At 49.7% G+C, this 22,069-nt stretch carries 18 protein-coding genes; 10 read left to right on the forward strand and 8 right to left on the reverse strand.

Going from position 1 to position 22,069, the window contains the following annotated elements; genetic code table 11:
* From CWB99_RS07430 to CWB99_RS07445, 4 genes are all read left to right on the forward strand, one after another.
* The gene (locus CWB99_RS07430) at window positions 1-534 is read left to right on the forward strand and encodes an SPOR domain-containing protein (protein ID WP_138551788.1); all 534 of its coding nucleotides are present in this window, start codon (window positions 1-3) and stop codon (window positions 532-534) included.
* Between the two features lie 76 nt (window positions 535-610).
* On the forward strand, window positions 611-1,129 hold the full coding sequence (gene hslV / locus CWB99_RS07435; RefSeq protein ID WP_054016975.1) for an ATP-dependent protease subunit HslV: 519 nt from the start codon (window positions 611-613) through the stop codon (window positions 1,127-1,129).
* Between the two features lie 11 nt (window positions 1,130-1,140).
* Entirely contained in the window at window positions 1,141-2,469 is a 1,329-nt protein-coding gene (gene hslU, locus CWB99_RS07440; RefSeq protein ID WP_138545866.1) for an HslU--HslV peptidase ATPase subunit, read from the forward strand.
* A 40-nt stretch (window positions 2,470-2,509) separates the two neighbouring features.
* Window positions 2,510-2,872 (forward strand): gamma-butyrobetaine hydroxylase-like domain-containing protein, encoded by a 363-nt coding sequence (locus CWB99_RS07445; protein ID WP_138551789.1) that lies wholly within the window; start codon window positions 2,510-2,512, stop codon window positions 2,870-2,872.
* Between the two features lie 62 nt (window positions 2,873-2,934).
* On the opposite strand, the gene CWB99_RS07450 is transcribed toward CWB99_RS07445, so the two are convergent.
* The 3 genes from CWB99_RS07450 to CWB99_RS07460 all read right to left on the reverse strand — a co-directional run bounded on the left by CWB99_RS07450 (window position 2,935) and on the right by CWB99_RS07460 (window position 6,494).
* Window positions 2,935-4,815, reverse strand: a complete 1,881-nt coding sequence (locus CWB99_RS07450; RefSeq protein ID WP_138551790.1) for a methyl-accepting chemotaxis protein — start codon at window positions 4,813-4,815, stop codon at window positions 2,935-2,937.
* A 108-nt stretch (window positions 4,816-4,923) separates the two neighbouring features.
* Complete coding sequence (locus tag CWB99_RS07455) at window positions 4,924-5,976, reverse strand: MJ1255/VC2487 family glycosyltransferase (protein WP_138551791.1); 1,053 nt, start codon at window positions 5,974-5,976, stop codon at window positions 4,924-4,926.
* Window positions 5,973-6,494 carry a phosphatase PAP2 family protein gene (locus CWB99_RS07460; RefSeq protein WP_138545863.1) on the reverse strand — a complete coding sequence of 174 codons (522 nt, stop codon included), beginning with the start codon at window positions 6,492-6,494 and terminating at the stop codon, window positions 5,973-5,975. The genes CWB99_RS07455 and CWB99_RS07460 overlap by 4 nt, the downstream gene beginning before the upstream one ends.
* A gap of 161 nt (window positions 6,495-6,655) precedes the next feature.
* On the opposite strand from CWB99_RS07460, the gene rraA reads away from it, so the two are divergent.
* A complete protein-coding gene (rraA, locus tag CWB99_RS07465) occupies window positions 6,656-7,162 on the forward strand; it encodes a ribonuclease E activity regulator RraA (RefSeq protein WP_138551792.1) in 507 nt (168 codons plus the stop codon).
* Between the two features lie 76 nt (window positions 7,163-7,238).
* Window positions 7,239-8,297, forward strand: coding sequence for a formimidoylglutamase (locus CWB99_RS07470; protein WP_138551793.1), 1,059 nt, complete (start codon window positions 7,239-7,241; stop codon window positions 8,295-8,297).
* Here the strand turns inward: CWB99_RS07470 and CWB99_RS07475 are convergent.
* Together CWB99_RS07475 and hutI are read right to left on the reverse strand one after the other, a co-directional pair.
* Window positions 8,294-10,138, reverse strand: coding sequence for a GGDEF domain-containing phosphodiesterase (locus CWB99_RS07475; protein WP_138551794.1), 1,845 nt, complete (start codon window positions 10,136-10,138; stop codon window positions 8,294-8,296). The genes CWB99_RS07470 and CWB99_RS07475 overlap by 4 nt on opposite strands.
* A gap of 24 nt (window positions 10,139-10,162) precedes the next feature.
* Complete coding sequence (gene hutI / locus CWB99_RS07480) at window positions 10,163-11,383, reverse strand: imidazolonepropionase (RefSeq protein WP_171045285.1); 1,221 nt, start codon at window positions 11,381-11,383, stop codon at window positions 10,163-10,165.
* A 150-nt stretch (window positions 11,384-11,533) separates the two neighbouring features.
* Here hutI and hutC point away from each other — a divergent pair, with 150 nt between their 5' ends.
* Window positions 11,534-12,244 carry a histidine utilization repressor gene (gene hutC, locus CWB99_RS07485; protein ID WP_138551796.1) on the forward strand — a complete coding sequence of 237 codons (711 nt, stop codon included), beginning with the start codon at window positions 11,534-11,536 and terminating at the stop codon, window positions 12,242-12,244.
* Between the two features lie 6 nt (window positions 12,245-12,250).
* Here the strand turns inward: hutC and CWB99_RS07490 are convergent, their stop codons facing one another.
* Window positions 12,251-13,012: an NADP-binding protein gene (locus CWB99_RS07490; protein ID WP_138551797.1), complete on the reverse strand. Its 762-nt coding sequence runs from the start codon at window positions 13,010-13,012 to the stop codon at window positions 12,251-12,253.
* A gap of 258 nt (window positions 13,013-13,270) precedes the next feature.
* Between CWB99_RS07490 and CWB99_RS07495 the strand changes: the two genes are divergently transcribed.
* From CWB99_RS07495 to hemN, 3 genes are all read left to right on the forward strand, one after another.
* Window positions 13,271-15,301, forward strand: a complete 2,031-nt coding sequence (locus CWB99_RS07495) for a methyl-accepting chemotaxis protein (protein ID WP_138551798.1) — start codon at window positions 13,271-13,273, stop codon at window positions 15,299-15,301.
* 139 nt (window positions 15,302-15,440) lie between these two features.
* Window positions 15,441-17,390, forward strand: coding sequence for a HAMP domain-containing methyl-accepting chemotaxis protein (locus CWB99_RS07500; RefSeq protein ID WP_138551799.1), 1,950 nt, complete (start codon window positions 15,441-15,443; stop codon window positions 17,388-17,390).
* A 117-nt stretch (window positions 17,391-17,507) separates the two neighbouring features.
* Window positions 17,508-18,878 carry an oxygen-independent coproporphyrinogen III oxidase gene (gene hemN, locus CWB99_RS07505; protein WP_138551800.1) on the forward strand — a complete coding sequence of 457 codons (1,371 nt, stop codon included), beginning with the start codon at window positions 17,508-17,510 and terminating at the stop codon, window positions 18,876-18,878.
* Window positions 18,879-18,924: 46 nt separating this feature from the next.
* Here the strand turns inward: hemN and CWB99_RS07510 are convergent, their stop codons facing one another.
* A complete protein-coding gene (locus CWB99_RS07510) occupies window positions 18,925-20,802 on the reverse strand; it encodes a methyl-accepting chemotaxis protein (protein ID WP_138551801.1) in 1,878 nt (625 codons plus the stop codon).
* A gap of 406 nt (window positions 20,803-21,208) precedes the next feature.
* The gene (locus CWB99_RS07515) at window positions 21,209-21,577 is read right to left on the reverse strand and encodes a hypothetical protein (protein WP_138551802.1); all 369 of its coding nucleotides are present in this window, start codon (window positions 21,575-21,577) and stop codon (window positions 21,209-21,211) included.
* Window positions 21,578-22,069 lie beyond the last annotated feature (492 nt).

A 22,069-nucleotide genomic window follows, 5' to 3' on the forward strand; every position in this document is an offset into this window, starting at 1 on the left:
ATGGCACAACACGATTATATAAATAAGAAACCGGGTGGTAAAAAAGCCGCCAAAGGAAAGGCCAGCAAGCCCTTTCCTAAGGTTTTTGCGGCACTGACACTGGTGCTGGTCGGCGCCTTTGGTTATGGCCTGTGGTACATCAAACACCACGGTGAACCTCAGGTACAACCCAGCAGCCCTAAGCCTGCGAAACAAGCTGAGCAACCCAAAGTAGAAAAAGACCTCCCTCGCCCGCCCGATTTTATAAAAGACATCAAAGATCATGAAGTGATCGTTGAGGTGAGAAAGTTGGAGAGCAAAGGCCCATATCAGATGCAATGTGGCTCATTCAGAACCTATAAACAGGCTGAACAGATGAAGGCTAAAATGGCGTTTGCTGGCCTGATAGCCGAGATCCGTCGCACCGAAGGCTCAAATGGGGTCTGGTATCGGGTGCGTCTGGGCCCCTATGAAACCAAACGGGGCGCCGAGAGCGACAAAAATAAGCTGGAACGGATTAACATCGTCAGCTGTGGGATTTGGAAGTGGACTTGATCTTCGCAAAATCGTCCCTATCTCTACCCTAATTGAATTTACAGGGGAGGCTTAAGCCTCCTGATTAAGGAATACTATGACAACTATCGTAAGTGTTCGCCGAGGCGACAAAGTCGTAATTGGCGGAGATGGCCAGGTCTCTCTTGGCAATACGGTCATGAAAGGCAATGCCAGAAAAGTGCGTCGCCTGTACAACGGTAAAGTACTAGCAGGCTTTGCCGGTGGCACTGCCGACGCGTTCACCCTGTTTGAACGCTTTGAAACCAAACTGGAAATGCATCAGGGTCACCTGACCCGTGCGGCTGTTGAAATGGCCAAAGACTGGCGTACCGACAGAGCGCTGCGCAAATTAGAGGCACTGCTGGCTGTTGCCGATGAAACTGCGTCATTGATCATCACAGGTAATGGCGACGTAGTACAGCCTGAGCACGATCTGATAGCCATAGGCAGTGGCGGTAACTTTGCCCAGGCCGCAGCCACTGCGCTGATTGAAAACACCGACCTGAGTGCCCGTGAAATTGTGGAAAAGAGCCTTAAAATCGCAGGCGACATCTGCGTCTTTACCAACAATTTCCAAACCATCGAAGAATTGTAATAGGAATTGCCATGACAGCAATGACCCCCAGAGAAATCGTCCATGAGCTTGACCAACATATTATAGGTCAGGACAAAGCTAAAAAAGCCGTCGCCATCGCACTGAGAAACCGCTGGCGTCGTATGCAGCTCCCTGAAGAGCTGCGCAGCGAAGTTACACCAAAGAACATTCTGATGATTGGTCCAACTGGCGTAGGTAAAACCGAGATCGCCCGTCGTCTGGCCAAACTGGCAAACGCACCATTTATCAAAGTTGAAGCCACCAAATTCACCGAAGTGGGCTATGTCGGCAAAGAGGTCGAAACCATCATTCGCGATTTGGTGGAAGTCTCTTTCAAAATGACGCGCGAGCAGCAAACCAAAAAGCACAAGCACCGCGCTGAAGAAGCTGCGGAAGAGCGTATTTTGGATGCCCTGCTGCCACCAGCGAAAGACGCCTGGGGTGAAACTCAGCAAAGCGATAACAGCTCTACGCGTCAGGTATTCCGTAAAAAGCTACGCGAAGGCCAGCTGGATGACAAAGAGATCGACATCGACATCGCTGAAACAGCGCCTCAGGTAGAGATCATGGCACCGCCGGGCATGGAAGAGATGACCAATCAATTGCAGGGCATGTTCCAGAACCTGTCGGGCGACAAAAAGAAAAGCCGTAAACTGAAGATCAAAGAAGCCTTCAAGCTGTTAATTGAGGAAGAAGCCGCCAAGCTGGTCAACCCGGAAGAGCTCAAAGAGCAGGCCATTTTTGCCGTCGAGCAAAATGGTATCGTGTTCATCGATGAGATTGATAAGATCTGTAAGCGTGGTGAAGCCTCTGGTCCGGATGTCAGCCGTGAGGGCGTACAGCGCGACCTGCTTCCGCTTATCGAAGGCTCAACAGTCAGCACGAAACATGGCATGGTTAAAACGGACCATATTTTATTTATTGCCTCAGGTGCATTCCAGATGGCCAAGCCTTCTGATCTCATTCCTGAGCTGCAAGGTCGTTTACCGATCCGTGTTGAATTGGAAGCCCTCACTGCAAAAGACTTTAAACGTATTCTGACAGAGCCACATGCATCGCTCACAGAGCAGCAACAGGCCCTGATGAACACAGAAAGTGTCAGTATCGAATTCAATGATGATGCGATTGAACGCATTGCCCAGGCTGCCTGGCAAGTTAATGAAAAGACAGAAAACATTGGTGCCCGTCGTCTGCATACTGTGATGGAAAAACTGATGGAAGAAATTTCATTCGACGCATCTGACAAAGCCGGCGAGTCACTGACAATAGACGCCGCGTATGTCGACAAACATTTAGATATGCTGGTCCAGGACGAAGACCTGAGCCGCTTTATTCTTTAACGGATACCAGCCCGATCAATGATCGGGCTTTTTTCTGCCTATGTATCAAGTGACCAAATTACATTACCACACTCAGCAAAACCTGCTCGATGTGTACTTTGATGATGGCCTGACTCACTCGCTCAGTGCCGAGTTTTTGCGTGTCCACTCGCCTTCAGCCGAGGTGCAGGGACATGGCCCCGGTCAGCAGCAACTGGTGCTCAATAAGCAGGATGTGGCCATTGGGCAAATCGAGCCGGTTGGCCATTACGCAGTCAGACTGGTATTTGATGACGGCCACAATTCCGGGTTGTTTAGCTGGCAATATCTGAGAAAACTGTGCGAACAACACGAGACACTGTGGCAAGACTATCAGCAGCGAGTGTCGGCAAAGCACGATGTGCCGATCAAGTTTATGCCATGAGGGCATTCCAGACACAAAAAAGGCGACCGAGGTCGCCTTTTCTTTTACCAAACCCAGTTACATTACACCTGGTATTTTTCTACCGACTCATACAAATTGCGAGCCTGCTCGGACAGTTCCTCACTACTTTGCGCATTACTGCTGGCATGCTCCGACGCCACTTGTGCAATATCACGGATCTTAACCACATTCTTGTTCACTTCTGAGGCCACCTGCTTTTGCTCATCAATGGCGGTAGCAATATGTGTACTCATTTCCATAATGGTCTGCACATCTTCGGTGATCATCCCCAGCAAATTACCGGCGCGTTCAGCCTGCGCCACGCTTTCATTACCCTGCTCACGGCACTGCTCCATGATATTGACCACTTCACGGGTACGTTGCTGCAAGGTGGAAATAATGCTTTCGATTTCCTGAGTCGAATCCTGGGTACGCTGTGCCAGCGAGCGAACCTCATCCGCAACCACCGCAAAGCCCCGGCCCTGCTCACCGGCACGGGCGGCTTCAATGGCCGCATTCAGCGCCAGCAGGTTGGTTTGCTCGGCAATACCCCGGATCACATCAAGGACAGAGCCAATGGTTTCACCATCTCGCTCTAACTGACCAACCACGTCGGATGCTCCACCCAAAGACTCAGACAACTGCATGATGTGCTCTATGGTTGAGGTCACCTCAGTGCGACCCAGCTGGGCATTCTTGTTGGTAGACTCGGCTTTTTCTGCAGCCGCTTCGGTATTGTGCGAGATATCCTGGATAGTCGCCTGCATTTCGGTCGCGGCAGTCGCCACCATATCGGCTTCATGAAGCTGCTCACTCATACCGGCACTGGTTTGCGCCGTAGTATCCGACAGATGGTGAGTCGCATCATTAATGATCGCCAGCGCGCTATTCACATCACCAATCAGCTCTTTAAAATCGCCAATCAGACTATTGAAGTCTTTGGTCATCAGAGTAATTTCGTCATTACCTGTCTGTTCAATATGAATGCGCAAATTGTTCTCGCGGCGGATCCGCTCTATGGTCTGATAAACCCGCTCAACCGGACGAATAATCGACTGGCTGGTAGACAGCACTAAAATCATCACGAGTACCGATGCCACCACAAAAATGATCAGTGCGGCCATCTGTGCCATTTCGGTGTTCTCGGTCACAGCCTGTTTGGACTGTTCAACAATTCTGGCCACCACGGCATCACTTTGCTCCACACTCTGCTTCATGCTGCCGAGGGCACCACTGTTAAGATCCAGTCCGAGCTTAGTCTGGGTATCCACCAAATTTCTGAAACGCGTTTGATACTGTTTCAATAAGTTCAGCATCTGACTTTCATATTGGGCGTCAAAACCCGCCGACTTAACCTGCCCCTCAAACTTAGTGATCTGATCATCAAACTTCTTGAGGTATTTTAAATCCAGTCGCAGCATAAAGTCTTTTTCAGCCCGGCGGAGCATCAACATGCTTACCAACAGATCGTCACGCTCTTGCTGCTTGAGCATAGTTTCGACTTCATGTACGGCGCTACGTAGCGCGCCATATAGCCCGTCTTTAGGATGCAGGCCAATGATTCTTTGCAAGTCAACGACGTTGTTAAAGTCGTCCACATAAGTTTGTGCCAGATGCTCGAACTCACGTAAATTGCTATCGTCTATACCAAACTCAGCAAAAATCTCATCCAGTAGGCCAGCTTTACGCTGCAGCTCGCTGTAATCCTTGGCAAATAAATCCAGTGCCTCAGTATCTTTGTAGAACAAAAAGTTCTTCTCGTGTTTGCGCATGGAGAGCTCGTGAATATCCAGCTCCTCCGCGTACTGAATGGTTTCATTCAGCTTGCGCATGGTACTGGCTTCGATCATGATCACTGCCAGCATAACGACTAAAGCCACACCCACAACCAGCGCATTCAACTGCAAGCGCCGCTTAATGGTCAGATTTTCCAGAAATGCCATACGGTTACCCAATTATTACAAGACCTGCAATAAGTATAGATTATTCCGCCAACATCGCCGCGCACTATTTGTCATTTTTGCACGACTTTATTACCATTTGCACATTAATTAAGCAGCCCTTGATGTTTTATTGAGCACCGTCTGCCAGAGCGTGTCATGGAGCTCACTGACATTGCCCCATTGTCCCTTAGTTAGCCACAGCGCCAACGGTGTTGCATCACTTGGGAAATTGATCTGCTGCCCTGCGGGAGATTCAAGCCACTCATCCAGAGCCTCGGAATTAAGATAATTCATCACCTGGGCCAGCCCCAGAGATTGTAATGTCATCGCATTGCTTTGCTGCTCAAATTGTCCCTGCAAAGGCTTTAACAGTAACTTTTTACCAAATTTCAATGCTTCACTGGACAACTCAAACCCGGCATTTGCCACAACGCCAGATGCATTGGCCAGATCACAGATAAAGCCGTCACGCGAGGGAGAGCGCAGGTGAATATGGTTAATTGAGGTGTTTTGCGCATCCGGATGGTAGCAATAAAATTCTTTGTCCGGAAAGTCTTTAAGCAACTCAACAATGTGAGATAAATCCTCAAACGGCAAATACACCAGCACTTTGTTGGCAACCGACTGATTCCCAAAGTCACCAGGCTGATACGGAATAAAAGGGGGTACTATGTTTTCTGCAAAAGGCTGCCAGTGCACGCCAAGGTGAATATCAGCCGGTGCAAACCAGCGTATGAGTGAGCGCAGTAAAAAATTGCCACCGAATAAAGGGACTTTAGGTGATAAAAAAGCACTTTGATGACTCATTGCAACCACAGGGACCTTTGCCCGTCGCGCCGCCCAGGCGGTCACCGGCTCAAAGTCGTTAAAGACCATATCGTAGCCACGTATATCAAACGCCCGAACATCTTTGACGAAGCGACCCAGTCGCAACTGCTGGAGCGTGCCCTGATAATTTAATCGTCCATGCTTAGTCGCAAAGCTGATCCCGCGCCGGGTTTGATACTCACCAAACACCGACATATCAAAATAGCGCTCATCTGGTCGACCAGAGAATAGATAGTCAACGTCGATCCCCAACCGGGTAAAACACTCTGCCATCACCCGTGCACGAGTGATATGGCCGTTGCCAGTCCCTTGTACGCCATATAAAATCTTCATAATTCCCCTACAACTCCTATTGCCAGCAAAGCACAACCGCTACCTATTATCGCGCCCAGAATGACATCAATTGGGTAGTGCACACCAACCACAATTCTCGACAAAGACACTCCGGACGCCCAAATCATCAAAGGCAAAGCCAGTGCAGGAAAAGGCTCCATCAGGCACGTGGCGTATAGCCAGGCACCGGCGCTATGCCCGGAGGGCATGCTAAATTTATCACTTGGTGTAAGCATGGCCTTAACTGCAAGGCAATCACAGGGCCTGATCCGTGCGATACGGTTTTTCAGGTAAAGGTAAAGCGGCCGCTCAATGGCAAATGCGACCACGGCACAGAGCGCAAACTGCTGGCCCACTTCCCCCATAAACAGTGCACTCAGGATGCCAAGGATGACATACAGCCCACCGTTTCCGCTTTTTGACAGTGCCAACATCACCATTTTGAACCAGGGCTTACACTCGGGTTTATAAAGGGCGAAATACAGCGCCGTATCGAGTTTAATGATCTGTGTTTTCATAGTTCATGCTTACATTTGTTCACAATTTCAGCATAGAAGAGCTAAATAACACTGCCACGACATTTTTGTGACACAATTATGTATGTTGATTCAAAGCATTGCGCACCTACGTAATGGGAGTATACTGGGCTCTGAATTCAGTTATTTTCGAGGACGACCGTATGGATTACAGCACTTCCGACTTATGTGACCATTTTGCCGATGCCGTTGACGTATTGGAGCCAATGTTTATCAATTTTGGGGGTCAAAGCGCCTTTAGTGGTCGTATTAAAACGCTTAAGTGCTTTGAGAATAATGAGCTGATTAACCAGACATTACAGCAAGATGGCGCTGGCCAGATACTCCTGATAGATGGCGGGGGCTCAACGCGTCGCGCGCTCATCGACATCGAGCTTGCTGAGCTGGCAATCGAAAATAACTGGCAGGGTATTATCGTCTATGGCGCAGTACGTCATGTTGAAGAGCTGGAAGAGTGCGACATCGGAATTCAGGCTATTGCATCCATCCCTGTCGCCGCCGACAGCCATGGCAGTGGTGAGCAAGGCATCCCCGTGAACTTCGCTGGCGTATCTTTTTACGACGATGATTTCCTGTATGCCGATGCAACGGGCATTATTATTTCTGCAGAAGAGCTACTACTGGAAGTCGACGACGAGCAGAGCGAGTAGCACCGCCTTTCAATTATTAATTCAGTCGGGCAAAGTCTGCCTTTGCCCGGTTTAACTCCATTGATCGACCAATATTATGAGTAACCACTGGCTTCATATCTACAGCGAAGCGGATATCACCGCGTATAGTCACACCCGTGAAAATGAGCAACGCTTTTGGCAAACCCTGTCATTCCTGCAACCCAAAGAGGACTTGACTCAGGCTCTGCGCGATGCGGCACAATTTGGCATTAAGTATGTACTGGTTGCCATCAACGAAGATTTAGGTCCCCGGGCAAACTGCGGCCGGGGCGGCGCCCACCTTGGGTGGCAGGCATTTTTGCAGCGATTCCTGAACTTACCCTGCAATCGTTTTCTGACTCCGGATGATGTCTTACTGTTAGGGGAAGTCAGATGTAACGACTTGCAACAGCAAGGGGCCGACCTGGACAATCGGGATGCGCAGCAGCTCGCGCAGTTACGCACCTTAAATGCCCAACTGGATGAGCGTGTCAGCGTTGTGATGAAAGCCATCTTTGATGCCGGACTCACGCCCATAGTGATTGGCGGCGGCCACAACAACTGTTTTGGCCTGCTACAGGCACTGGCGCAAAGTACTCAGCAGGCGTGTCATGCGATTAACTTCGACCCGCATGCCGATTTTCGTGCACTGGAGGGACGTCACTCTGGTAATGGCTTTAGCTATGCGTATGAGCAGGGTTATCTGGCGGACTATCATGTTGTCGGTATGCATGAACAGAAAAACAACCACACCATTATCAGCGCATTAGATCAGGCTGGATTCAGTTACAGCAGTTATCAGGATATCCTGGTGCGTCGTAAGCTCACTCTGACTGAAGCCTGTAACGCTGGGCTACAGCGCTTTGCCGGGGGTGCGCCACTGGGTGTTGAGGTCGATGTAGACGCCATCTCTGGCATGCCTGTTAGTGCTTATACAAACTGTGGGTTTACTACCAATGACGCCGAGCATTTTGTCCATCAGGCCGCCAGCCAGGACAACGCCCGTTATTTGCATCTATGCGAAGCCGCACCTGAACACCATCCTCAGGGACTACAACAAGGGATCAGTGATGCAGGTCAGGTATTGGCCTCTTTGGTATGTAGCTACTTGCAGGCGCGCAAAACAGGCGTTTAATGTGAGTCTGGCTGAGGCGAAACAGAGGCATCTTCCGGATGCTCCCAACGCCATTGCTTCAGCCAGCTGATCATTCCAACGCTACTTAAAGGTCTGGCAAAATAATAGCCCTGCGCAGCAAAGGTATTCAGGCTTTTCACAAACTGGAGTTGCTCCGGTGACTCAACACCTTCACAGATCACCTTACATTCCTGGATCTGCTGCATTTCAACAATGCCACGCACAACACTTTTGAACGACCCCTGATTACCATGGTCCAGGGTAAGTGAGCGGCCCAGCTTAACGTAGTCAACGGTAAGCTGAGGCAGCTTCGACAAAGTAACCGGCGTTTCCCCAAAACTATCGATACACAGACGTACCCCAATTGAACGCAACCGAGATACCATAGCAATTCCCTGAGGGTCGAGGCTGGTAAACAAACTGGACGGACATTCAATGATTAAATCCCCAGGTTTTAACTGATGCTCCAGCAGGACGTGATCGATAAACTCAATGAACTCTTCATGCAACATTTCCGGGCCAAACAGATTCAGACTCAGTGGCATCGCAATCCCTTCAACGCGCAGTGCTAACGCAATCTCAGCTGCGCGTTCAATCACATACTGTGCAACGGGCAATGCCAGACCTGCAATCCGGATGTCTTCAATGAATTTGCCCGCCGCCAGGATCCCCTGTTTGGGATGTTGCCAACGTAACAGCAACTCAAGGAATTCAATATCGCCATCTTCATTGCGCACAACAGGTTGAAAATACAGTTCCAATTCTTTTCTGAAGTCAATATGTGCCAGCTCGGCCAGGCGAGCCTGCTGCTCCAGTCGATTGATTTGCATCTGTTGCTGATAAGGCGCAATGGGGCTGTCGGGCTGACTATCCAGCGCCAAAAAGGCACAGGTGAGCAGGTTTTCGAATTGCCCCTGCTCTTCGTCACAGTTCACATAGCTGGCACGCGCCTTAACCTCTATCGTACAGTTACCCACATTGAAGGGTTTTAACGTGCTTTCAATAATTTCGTTGATCATCTGCTCATGCAGGTGATGCTGATTCACCAGACTACAGACAAAGACAAAGTGCAGCCCACCCAAATGTGCCAACCGAGACACATCGTTGCCCAGAGGCACTGGCATCACATCCGGATGCTGTAAATGTTGTTTTATGCGGTTGGCCGACTGGGCCAGTAACAGATCGCCAAATTCCCGGCCAAGGTGGAAATTCACCTGCTGAAATCCCTCAAGGCGGATCATGACTAACATGGCGGCACTGGGATCGCGCTGACGGAATTCATAAAACGCACTGCGAAATCCAGCTCTGTCGGGCAGCTCCAGAATGTCAGCCGCTTTACTTTCCTCATTGGCTGCCTGCTGTGCTTGTATATGAGGTGTTCTTGCCAGCATCAGTTCGGCCAAAAACATCGGCAACAAGGCGACAACCAGTAAGCCCGGCGTCAGCTGCCAGTATACCGTGCCAGCCAGTGCCAACGCGGCGCCACAGGCACTGAGACAGGTGATCACCTGAAATCTTAGCTGCTCTGAGCGTAACGCCAGCCAGACATGTAACACCAGCAGCGGTGCCAGCAAATAAGAAAAGTAGTATGTCGTATTGGCGAGGTATGCCAACACCACTGCGGTTGTGGTGGCATACAATAATCGGTGCAATGGCTGCTGACTGACCATTATCGCTGCAACACTGGCACTGAGTAAGGTCCCGGCTACAAACGCCACCAGCATGGGGGACTGTGGGCCAGAGACTTGCCAGAAGGTAGCTGCCGACACCACCGGAGCGAACAGGACCAGAAGCAAGGTTATACTTATATTACCATGTTTTAGCAGCGCACTTTTTGTCATCGACAGACCATTGCGAAATTCATACTATTGCACAAGTTTACCCGAAATCCAGGTATTTAACAGATCATTTACGCCAAACTGATAGCTCAGTTCAGCCGGATGACCGACCTGCCACAGCACCATGTCAGCGCGCATACCCACTTTCAGACTACCACGATCTGACAGCCCCAACGCCTTCGCTCCATGGCGAGTAACACCGAGCAGAGCTTCTTCTGGCGTCATACGGAATAAGGTACATGCCATGTTCAACATAAGACGCAAAGAACATAATGGCGCTGTGCCCGGGTTGAAGTCACTGGCAAGCGCAATCGGGACATTATGCTGACGCATCAGGTCAATCGGTGGTAACTGAGTTTCACGCAGGAAATAAAAAGCCCCCGGCAATACCACGCCCACAGTCCCCGCTTTGGCCATCGCCTTAACGCCCGCTTCATCAAGGTACTCAATATGATCCGCAGACAGGCCGTAAAATTCCGCTACCAGCTCAGTGCCATGCTGATTGGACAGCTGCTCGGCATGACATTTCACTTTGATGCCCAGCTCAGTGGCTTTGGCAAACACGCGACGTGTTTGATCATTACTGAAACCGACATTTTCACAAAATGCGTCGACCGCATCTGCCAGTGAGCGCTCAGCGACCTGTGGCAGCATTTGCTCGCAAACCAGTTCTATGTAACCATCGGCGTCATCCCGGTATTCCGGCGGTAATGCATGCGCTCCCAGAAAAGTACTTTGTACACTGACAGGATGGTGTTCATCCAGCATGCGGTTGACTTCCAGTAGCTTGATTTCGCTTTCGCAATCCAGGCCATAGCCAGATTTACTCTCAACTGTGGTCACCCCTTCTCTGAGCAGTGCATTAAGTCGCTCTTTGCCTACCACAAACAACTGTTCATGATCCGCCGCACGGGTGGCTTTCATGGTGGTCGCAATGCCGCCCCCCTGCTGTGCGATTTCTTGATATGACACCCCATTGAGGCGTTGTTCAAATTCTTGGGCCCGTGAGCCGGCAAATAAAATATGGGTGTGGCAGTCTATCAGGCCCGGTGTCATCCAGGCGCCCTTTGCCGAAATGGTGGGTGTTGATACCGCATCAAATTCTGGTAACTGAGCCTGCTCGCCAAGCCAGCAGATCACACCATCTTTGACCATGATGGCGCCATTTTCAATCGCCCCATAAGGGCGCTCAATATCCGGGTCCATCGTTGCCAGATTGACATCCAGAACCACTAAATCTACTTCCATCACCACTCAAATCCTCATCACTAAATTGCTGATTTGAGTGTAGCAAGAATACTTGTATATACAATAGAGGTGTGCCATGTTTATTAGCTGACGATGTTTACTCTCTCTAACGCAGAGTAGACTTTCCTTTACTAACCATGGCACGAGATTGTGACAACGCAACCCAAATTCGCTCAGATAAAACAACATATTATTGCCCAGATCCGCAGTGGTACCTGGCAAGAGGATCAGCAAGTTCCCTCAGAAAATGCGCTGTCGGCACAATTCAGAGTCAGCCGTATGACCGCCAGGCGCGCGCTCAGTGAACTGACCGATGCAGGCATACTCACTCGCAGCCAGGGTTTGGGCACCTTTGTTGCCAAGTTTAAGTCACAATCTTCCCTACTGGAGATCCGTAACATCGCCGATGAGGTAAAGGAGCGTGGAGGCAATTACACCTGTGTTGTACTGTCATTGGAGTCCATCGCAGCCATTGCCCCCATCGCCATTGCACTGGGTGTCGACATGGACAGTCAGGTCTACCGTAGCGTGCTGGTACACCATGATAATGAACAGCCCTTGCAGGTTGAGGAGCGCTTCGTCAACCCTCAGCTGGCGCCGGATTATCTGCAACAAGATTTCACTCAGATCACGCCACACGAATATCTGATACAGATTGCACCGCTTACGGAAGCTCGCCACACCGTTGAGGCGATCATGCCCGGGCCCGACATTTGCCAGTGGTTAAATATGTTTCATGAAGAGCCCTGCCTGCAGCTGATCCGCAGAACCTGGTCGCAAGGGGGGATTGTCAGCTTTGCCCGGCTCATCTCACCGGGCAGTAAGTATCGTCTGGGTGGTCACCTGACATTTAAAAAGTAAACAGGATCAGATGGCATGCCGATAGGTGAACCCCAGTTCGCCAATCATGGCGCCGTCAATGATCCGCTCCTTACTGTCATCCTTGGCAAAACTCGGTGGGGTTGTGCCTGAGCGCTCACAGTGCACCTGATAGTAGGTTTGCTTAACAGGGTGCTCGGGCGCGCACACATTGTACACTGACTGAGCCTGGGGCCAGTTTGTCAGTACCGCCATGATGGCTGAAATCACATCATCCCGGTGGACCATATTAACGCGCTCCTGACTGGCACTGCGCAGCGCTTTCCCGGCAATAAACTGTCCGGGCTCTCGCCCAGGCCCGACTAACCCAGCTAATCTCAGTACTTTGCCACCACGCTCCAACACCAACTGTTCAGCCTGTTGTAAAATACGTTGGCGCTGAGAATCCATGGCTGCAAGCGCCCCTTGCTCGGTATACACGCCATCCGCCTCGGCATAGACGCCGGTACTGGAGCACAGCAAAAATCCCTGCATCTCTAATTCAGTCGCCAAAGCCAGTGTCGCCTCCAGTGTAAGTAAATAATTACTGTCCTCGCGACGTGTCCCCGGCGGCATGGCGCACAACCAGAACGCCTGTTGCAATGACACATCATGGATCAAGGCGTCACCATCATGTACCAGCTGCCTCGAAAACGCATCATCATGTGGCTGTCGGCGGGTTGCCTGCACTTGCCAGCCAGCACGAGCCGCAGCCTGTGCCGTCGGCATACCCAGCCAGCCAGCGCCAGCTACAACGAGTCTATTGAGCATGTCTTTTTCCTGTGGTTTTAAGCATTGCCCGCATGATGCACCAGCCAATAGCACTGTGGCAACACCATGATTTGGTATAGCAAGTAAGAAAAATGGCTGATTTATTGCTAAAAGTTAAAGTATCTGTCCCCATTGCCGATTATTGATGTAAAGATTTTTCGCCAAGTGTTATCAATCAATCGCCGTAAATTGTAGCCTTCTGGGGTGAGATATGGTTTGATTAAAGCTTGCCTGATCCCAAGAAAAAGAAAAATACGCATGTTAGTAAATTTATCTCTTCGAAAAAAAATCCTGCTGTTAATTGGCGGTACCATCTCCATTTTGCTGGTTGTTGCGTCTGGGTATTTTGTTAACCACATTGCACACCTCTCCAGAGAAGGCATTGAGCGTGAAGCCCAAAGCCATTTGTATGCCGAAAAGCTATCCATGGAGTCTTTCTTTACCCGATATGGTGCAATTGTAGAGACTTTCGTGACCAATCCGCACAATGTAAACTGGTTTAACGAATATACCGAACGAGAAAAACCTCTCAGTTCAGATCTGGGCTATCAGGAAGTAAATCAAGACTTTATTCGTATCTCGGCCAGTGATGAGAATATCCTCTCGGCCTTTATGGCATCAGCAAAAACAGGCGAATATTTCAAAGAAAACGAACGTACGTCAAATTATGCTGACGGCCGTCCTTATTACTCATATAAACGTCCCTGGTGGCAGGACGCGTTAAGCCACGGCGGGTTATACGTTGGTGCGGTATCAGTAGATATTAATACCGGTGCCGTCTCAGCGGTGGTGCAGCAGCCGGTTTATAATGCACAACGCGAACTTGTTGCCGTAGGTGGCGTAGATCTGCAGATTAATAAAATCAGTGAGCTGGTCGAGCAGATCCAGTTCGATGGTCAAGGCTATGGCTTTTTACTAGACCATAACTATAAAGTCGTCCACCTGTCCAAACGGACAGGTCACCAGCTGTCTATCACCGATGAAGGCCCAAATGGCAAAGAAGGTCTGGAAGCACTGGAGCGTCAGTTTGCCGATACGCAAGGTTTTACAGAGCTTAATCGTGCGATGCGCTCAGAAGGTGCCGGTGCAGCTAAGGTCACCCTAAAAGGCGTGGACTACTATGTGGTCTTCAACAACGTCAAGCTGGACAAGCCCATCCTCGACTGGCATCTGGGCATCCTTATTCCCGTTAGCCTGATCGAGGAACCTGTTAATGATGCCGTGATGAGTACTGTTACGGCTGTGATCATCATTCTCGCCATTATCGTTGCGATGATATTATGGGCAACGCAAATGATTGCAGCGCCGATCACAACGCTGACCAATACCATGCGTGATATCGCCTCTGGTGAAGGTGACCTGACCCGCCGTATCGACATCAACAGCAAAGATGAAGTCGGCCAGCTGGCGCATCATATGAATACCTTTATCGACAAGCTGCGCAGCATGATGCTGGACACGGCTGCACAGGCACAACAACTCAGTGGTGCCGCTGCACAGTTGCAGGACGTCTCTACCAACACCAATAACGAGATCCAGCAAGAGAAAGAGCAAGTTGACAGTGTCAGCGCCGCAGTGACAGAAATGGCTGCCACAGTGACGGAGATTTCCCGCAATGCCCATGAAACCAATCGTGCTGCAGATCTGGTACAGAGCATGACCAATGATGGTGCTTCCCGTTCTGGCCAGGCACAAGAAGTCATGACCGAGCTTGCCAGCCACATCGGAGAAGCAGCCAAAGTTGTGGCCGGCCTGGAGCAGGAAACCAGTAACATTGGCGCCGTGATTGACGTTATCAATGGTATTGCAGAGCAGACCAACCTGCTTGCCTTAAACGCCGCCATTGAGGCCGCTCGCGCCGGTGAACAGGGCCGTGGTTTCGCGGTGGTTGCTGACGAAGTTCGCAGTCTGGCAAGTCGTACACAAGAGTCGACCGACGATATCCGCAATATGATTTCACGTCTGCAACAGATTGCTCAGCAGGCTTCGGTCATGATGCAACAAGGCCAGGAGCGAGCCGAAGGCTCCGTTGGACAAACTCAGGAAGTGCTTGACGCACTGCGCAACATCACAGAGTCCGTCAGCACAGTACAAGATCAGAGTCATCAGATTGCGACCTCAACGGAAGAACAGACTGTCGTGGCTGAAGACATTAATAACAGCCTGAACGCCATTAACGACCTGGTGAACAGTACTGCCAACCATGCCCATTTACTGGCGGATGAGGCCCGTGATCTGAACAGTCTGGCTAAAGCCCTGAACAATACCGTAAATCAGTTCAAACTCTAGTAATACCTCGCTAGCCCGAATGCCGGGCTAGCACTTTTGTGCCCGCTTCTATTACGACTTACCCATTGCCAAAACTTGACTAATGCACAGTTGCAGACGATCACTTATAGGGTGACTCTTTGCAATATCGTGCTTAATTATGTTTAAAAACCTCAAACTAACGCAAACGCTTGCGTATTCATTTGGTGCGCTCATTACCCTGATGGCAGTGATTTCGCTGGTTGCTTACCTGGGCCTGAGCTCGGGCTACAGCAACTTCGTCGATTATCGTACCCTGGCACGTAATGCCAACCTGGAAGGCCGTGTTCAGGCCAACCTGTTGCTGGTACGCCTCAATGCCCTAAAGTACCTCAAGGAGCAAAATGCAGCCAATATAGCAGGGTTCAACGAAAGGTTTGCATTACTGAGTGACTTAATGGATCAGGCACAAAATAGCATAGACGACCCACAGTATCGTGCTCAGCTCAGCACCAGTGCCGATGAAGTGCAGCAATACCGGGTTGCCTTTGAGCAAATCGTGCAACTTTACGCCCGGCGCGATGATATTGTGACGAATCAGCTGGATGTAAATGGGGCCAAGATGCGGACCTTACTGAGCGACATCGTAGACAATGCCTATCAACGCGATGACAGCACCGCCTTGTATGCTGCCGCCAAGCTGGAAGAAACACTGATGCTGGGGCGATTATTTGTGACTAAGTTTTTAGTCACCAACGCCAGTGACGATTATCAGCGTGCTGTGACTGAATTCAGCAAGTTGGCAACTTTACTCGATGAACAGGGCGATGCCTTTGCCTGGCAGCCAGCACAGGGAATGTTGGCCCGATTTTTACAACATAAACTGGACTATCTGGCGGGTGTCAAAGCGGTGAACCAAACGATTTCACAGCGCAACCAACTGATTGAACAGCGCCTCAACGTACTGGGCCCCAAGGTGGCCAACACCCTCGAGGACATTAAACTGGACATCAAAGCGCGCCAGGACGAACTGGGACCCAGGGCACAGCAAGCCAGTGAGCAAGCCGTGATGTGGGTGTCAATTGTCTCGGTATTTGTTGTCTTTGCGGGCATATTCTTAAGCTGGTATGTCAGTAAGTTACTACGCGACCCCATAGGGGGTGAGCCCAGAGACATAGAAGCCCTGGCCAAAGCCATTGCCAAAGGTGACCTCAGTTATCAATTTTCTACCGGCAATACCACTGGCATCTATCGGGCCATGTCTGAAATGACCACGACCCTGCGCGATATTGTGGGCAAGATAAAATCAGCAACAGCCACACTCAATGATACCTCAGGCACCATGATCACCGTCACTGAGCAAACTAAAAGTGAGACCGACCAGCAGCAGGACCAGTTAACCCAAAGTGCCACCGCCATGCAGCAAATGAGCGCGACCGTACAGGAGATCACCCAAAGCGCCCAACTTGCTGCCGACGCCGCCACTGAAGCGGATCAACAATCCCAGACTGGGATCCAAGTGGTACAGGCCTCCCGCGAAGCCATGAGTGAGCTGGTTGGCAGTATCCAACAAGTCAGTGAAGCCATTACCCAGCTAGAGAACGAGACGGAGTCAGTCGGGTCCATTTTGGACGTGATCCGCAGCATTGCCGATCAAACCAATTTACTGGCGCTAAACGCCGCCATTGAAGCTGCCCGGGCAGGCGAGCAAGGCCGTGGATTTGCCGTGGTAGCCGATGAAGTACGCAGCCTGGCGAGCCGTACTCAGCAAAGTACCGAAGAGATCCAGGCAATGATTTCGCGCTTGCAAAGCGAAGCCAAGCGTTCGGTGGAGCATATGCATCGTAATGTCGACCACGCGGAGCATTCAGCAGAGCAAACCGAGCATGCCGGTGCGACCTTACAGGCCATTTGCAGCTCAATCAGTACCATTCGCGACATGAACCTGCAAATTGCCAGTGCGTCTGAAGAGCAAAATACGGTGTCTCTGCAAATCTCAGAAAGTGTCACCAACATCAGTGAGAGTGCCGCTGAAACTGCGCAAGGCGCGCTGCAGGTTTCTCAGGACGCCAAAGCACTGAGTCAGGTTGCCAGAGAGCTCAATACCCTGGTCGATCAGTTTAGGCTGTAATACCGGAGCAGTGTGCGGGTGTTTCAGCCCCACCCGCACCTCCTTTTGCTTTAGATCAACGCCTCAAAGCGCAACTTTGCTTACACTGAGCCCCTCAATAGCAAAGAGAGTGCGATCGTGATTAAATTACCTCAGTGGGATGATTCCCTTATCAACAAGTACAATATCTCGGGCCCCAGATATACGTCTTATCCAACGGCCCTGTCGCTGGAGTCGGGTTACTCACAGGCCGATCTGGTTGATGCCATCACCCACTCAGACACCCGTGCGCTGTCGTTATATATTCATATTCCGTTTTGCCATCAGCTTTGCTATTACTGTGGATGTAATAAGATCATTACCCGTCACCAGTCTAAAGCGGATGTCTATCTTGACCATCTGGAGCTGGAAATCGCCGCTCAGGCCCCCTTGTTCAACGCGTATCAGGTTGAGCAATTGCACTTGGGAGGCGGTACACCGACCTTTCTGACCACGGCGCAAATGACGCGCCTGATCACTATGTTAGAACAGCATTTCACTTTTACAGCGGATGCCCAGCGCGGCATTGAAATTGACCCAAGATCACTGGCCGACGACATGCTGCCAGCGTTGAAAACGCTCGGCTTTAATCGGGTTTCATTCGGGGTGCAGGATTTTAACGATCAGGTGCAGGCTGCCGTGAATCGCCCGCAGCAGGTTGACGAAGTACTGTCTTTGCTCAAACAGGCTCGCGAACTGGGATTTAAGTCTATCAATATGGACATGATCTACGGCCTGCCACATCAGAGCGTCGAGTCCTATCGTGACACCATAGCGCAGCTGATTAAGTTAGGTCCTGATCGGGTGTCGGTATTTAACTATGCCCACCTGCCGGACAGGTTCGCCGCCCAGCGCAAGCTCAAAGACGCCGATATGCCGGGCCCAAAAGAAAAGCTGGCTATCTTTAAGCAAACGCTGGAACAGATGACTGCCGCAGGGTATCAGTTTATTGGCATGGACCATTTTGCAAAAACCGATGACGAACTGGCTGTGGCACAGCGGCACAATCACCTGCACCGCAATTTCCAGGGCTATACCACCCATGGTAACTGCGACTTGCTCGGTCTGGGCGTGTCGTCTATATCACAGATTGGTAATGCCATTTTACAAAATGAAAAAGACCTGAAACCTTACTATCAGGCTGTGACTGAGCGTCAGAGTGCCATTCATAAGGGCGTGCAACTCACCCGGGACGATGAAATTCGCGCTGCGGCCATCAAACAGCTGATCTGTCACTTTGAACTGGATAAAGTGACCTTTGCCGCTGAATACGACATCGACTTTGATGACTATTTCGCAGATGCCCTGGTTGCGCTTCAACCACTGGCAGACGATGGGTTGGTTGAGCTTAGCGAGCAACGCATAGAAGTTACGGCCAGAGGCAACCTGTTTATTCGCATCATTTGCATGTGCTTTGATGCCTACCTGCAACAGCAAATCAAAAACACCCGCTTTTCACGGGTGATTTAAGCGTAATAATGGCTGAGTAACACAATGCTACGCAGCCATTTTTTCTCTACAGTCTGAACTTACCTATGGTGCCAGAGAGGGACTTAGCCTCACTGTCTAAGTCATTGCAAAACTGATAGGTCTGCTCCATCGCCGTTTTTGTCTGCCTGGCCGTGTCTGATATAACCGTGACATTCTGGCTGATATCTCTGGTTGCTGCTGATTGCTCTTTAGTCGCTGTGGCTATTTGAATATTCATTTCTGATAGCCTGACTATGTGCTCTGAGATTTCTCTCAATGATTTACCACACTCGGATAAGAGCTGAGATGTTTTGTGGGTGCCGTCACTGCCATGCGTAATGGTGTTCACTGTTTCGGTTGCAGTGGCATTCAGGGAGTTGATCATGCCATTAATTTCTTCCGTCGACTCTGCGGTCCGCTTCGCCAGATTACGTACTTCATCGGCTACCACCGCAAAACCACGCCCCTGTTCACCCGCCCGCGCCGCCTCTATCGCTGCATTGAGGGCTAACAGGTTGGTTTGCTCAGAGACCCCTCTGATCACCTCCAGGACACCTGAGATTGATTCAATTTCTTTAGAGAGTTGATTAACAGAGAGCACAGAATTACGCATTATCGACTCCAGCTCAGCCATATGCCCTATGGTATCCGATACAATCTTGAGGCTCACCTGGGCATTGCCCTCGGTATCCGATGCCACTTGCGAGGCGTCCTGCGCGTTATTTGATATATCTGAGACCGTCATATTCATCTGCTCAACCGCTGCCGCGACCGAGTCTGTACTGGATGATTGTTGTTCAGAGAGGCCATGGACATGCTTTACATTCTGATATACCTCAGCGGCCGTGCCTTCGACATGCTTTGCCGTCTCAGATACGCTTTTAAACATCTCGTGCAATTGATCCAAAAAGATATCAATTTGTTTTCCCAGGGAACCCACTTCATTGTTTTGCTCAACTCTCAGGCGTGCAGTGAGATCCCCGCCTTTACCAGACAGTTCTGTTACCGCATCTGAGATCACTTCTATTGGCTTAAATATCCGATTCGCAAGTAGGTTTGCACCAAACAGACCTATCACAGCAATCACGAAGCCAATCACAATGTTTGTCATAATTGCAGTATGGATTGCTGAGAACATTTCCTCCTCAGGGATCTCCACAACCACATACCACTCTAATGAGTCCAGCTTTATTGCCGAGCGCACGACTACCCTGTCATTGACTTCATCCGTCACCACATTGCCTGCCAGAGCCGCAATGTTGACCTTGCTACCCACGGCGGATCTGTCAGGGTGGATTTGGATCGTGTTGTCGGCGTCCACTAAAAAGACGATCCCAGATTCACCAATTTTATATGAGCTTATTAACTCGGTCATGGCGCCCAGTGACTGTCCCACTCCCGCCAAACCCACTCTGCGGCCTTTGTCTTCAATGACATAATTGATAAAAGCGGTCGCTTCGGTGGACGACTTGTCTACATCAATCGAAATTTCATATTCAGCGCCGGAATTGATAAAAATATCCAGCCACGGCTCCTTATCAGCCTCCACTTTCCTTACAATACCCGCGGGTGTGTAGTAATTTCTGCTAACAGCAGAAACAATAAACGCAGTATTGCTATTGTTCACACGCTTTACTGAGCCCAACTCCCGAACGATCATGCCAAGGTCGTCTGGGGCCTCCCCATTCGCCATCCAGGCTTTGATAAACTCACTCTTTGCCAGCGCTCTTGATGGCGCGATGGACGAATAGATATCAAGCTCAACCGCATATTTTATTTGTTTGAGTACGGTGGGGATTTCGGATTGCTCAACCTTCTCAGTTAAAAAGGTACTTATCGTGGTCGCAAAGACAAGGGTAACGATAAGCAGAGGCAATATCGTTGCTGAAATCAGGGAAAGTACCAAGAGTTGCTTGAGCTTCATAAATTACCTTGCTGAAATCAAAAGATTTTTCATAAAAACAATATAGTAGAGTATTGTTCTGATTGACAAAGTTTGCGGACCATATTGCAACAAGTACACTCAAAGGCTCAGATCAGTAGTTTTAACCTACTGGTTTTAATAACATTACTCGGTTTTGATAAGCCACTGATAACAGACCAAAACGTCTATCAAAGTCCAGGATGTTTTCTTAGGGGGTTGGTGGTGACGCACATTCACGGAGCGTTGCTCTATTCAAACGACCACTTGAATAGCCTGACCGTCCAACACGCTAAAGCCCCGACCAAAAGGCCGGGGCTTTTCAAAAGTCTTATTCTATTAAGGATGAACATTAAGTGAGCACTGGGTTTTGGCAGTCACCTTGCTCTACAGACAGCCCTCTTATTTTCTATTGGCTACTCACAAAACGGCTATATAGCCAATGGATCCCTACCGCTAAAGTAGCAGCAGCCACACAATACAGAGGCAGAACGACGAGCAATAAAGCAGACGTTGAACTCCCGGTAGCAATCTGGCCTATATCGAGATAAAACCCTAATGTTGTCAATAACATCAAAAAATGAACAATCCCATTCACCATTTGCTGGCGAAAACTGATACGAAACCCCTGATAATGATTGATCAGGCTAATAACAAGAAGAAATAATGGCACTGAAATTATCCACAGCGACATTAACACAGAAGATGAACCAATCAATATCAGGTACAGCCCAATCAACATGCAACTTGCTAGCTCAGTACTGTATTTTATTAGCATAGAAGCTCCTAATTCCTTATCAACAACTCAGTACAATGTTTACTTAGATTATTCTGAAACTCGGTAGGCCGGCGAATGATGAGAATGACACTTTTCGCATACTTACTCCTTTAGTGCTTAAGTTATGAATAAGTATCTTAAATGGGTACTCAGAGTATAGCAATAAAAACAACTTAAAAACTAAAATTAAGCTTTCTTAGGACGAACCAGAACGTCTACCAAAGTCCAAGATGTTTTCTTAGGGGATTTTGGTGGTGACGCACATTCAAGGACAGTCGCGCTATTCAAACGACCCGTTAAACAATAACCTGAACACACCAAACGCAAAAGCCCCGACCAAAAGGCCGGGGCTTTTCAAAAGTTTAATTTAGTTAGAAACTAAAATTAAGCTTTCTTAGGACGAACCAGAACGTCTACCAAAGTCCAGGATGTTTTCTTAGGGGATTTTGGTGGTGACGCACATTCAAGGACAGTCGCGCTATTCAAACGACC

The sequence above is a fragment of the Pseudoalteromonas rubra genome, from assembly GCF_005887095.1.
GTDB lineage: Bacteria > Pseudomonadota > Gammaproteobacteria > Enterobacterales > Alteromonadaceae > Pseudoalteromonas > Pseudoalteromonas rubra_E.

Coding starts and splice junctions, on each gene's coding strand:
- CWB99_RS07430 (WP_138551788.1), top strand. CDS start 1: ATGGCACAACACGATTATATAAATAAGAAACCGGGTGGTAAAAAAGCC.
- hslV (WP_054016975.1), top strand. CDS start 611: ATGACAACTATCGTAAGTGTTCGCCGAGGCGACAAAGTCGTAATTGGC.
- hslU (WP_138545866.1), top strand. CDS start 1,141: ATGACAGCAATGACCCCCAGAGAAATCGTCCATGAGCTTGACCAACAT.
- CWB99_RS07445 (WP_138551789.1), top strand. CDS start 2,510: ATGTATCAAGTGACCAAATTACATTACCACACTCAGCAAAACCTGCTC.
- CWB99_RS07450 (WP_138551790.1), bottom strand. CDS start 4,815: ATGGCATTTCTGGAAAATCTGACCATTAAGCGGCGCTTGCAGTTGAAT.
- CWB99_RS07455 (WP_138551791.1), bottom strand. CDS start 5,976: ATGAAGATTTTATATGGCGTACAAGGGACTGGCAACGGCCATATCACT.
- CWB99_RS07460 (WP_138545863.1), bottom strand. CDS start 6,494: ATGAAAACACAGATCATTAAACTCGATACGGCGCTGTATTTCGCCCTT.
- rraA (WP_138551792.1), top strand. CDS start 6,656: ATGGATTACAGCACTTCCGACTTATGTGACCATTTTGCCGATGCCGTT.
- CWB99_RS07470 (WP_138551793.1), top strand. CDS start 7,239: ATGAGTAACCACTGGCTTCATATCTACAGCGAAGCGGATATCACCGCG.
- CWB99_RS07475 (WP_138551794.1), bottom strand. CDS start 10,138: ATGACAAAAAGTGCGCTGCTAAAACATGGTAATATAAGTATAACCTTG.
- hutI (WP_171045285.1), bottom strand. CDS start 11,383: ATGGAAGTAGATTTAGTGGTTCTGGATGTCAATCTGGCAACGATGGAC.
- CWB99_RS07490 (WP_138551797.1), bottom strand. CDS start 13,012: ATGCTCAATAGACTCGTTGTAGCTGGCGCTGGCTGGCTGGGTATGCCG.
- CWB99_RS07495 (WP_138551798.1), top strand. CDS start 13,271: ATGTTAGTAAATTTATCTCTTCGAAAAAAAATCCTGCTGTTAATTGGC.
- CWB99_RS07500 (WP_138551799.1), top strand. CDS start 15,441: ATGTTTAAAAACCTCAAACTAACGCAAACGCTTGCGTATTCATTTGGT.
- CWB99_RS07510 (WP_138551801.1), bottom strand. CDS start 20,802: ATGAAGCTCAAGCAACTCTTGGTACTTTCCCTGATTTCAGCAACGATA.
- CWB99_RS07515 (WP_138551802.1), bottom strand. CDS start 21,577: ATGCTAATAAAATACAGTACTGAGCTAGCAAGTTGCATGTTGATTGGG.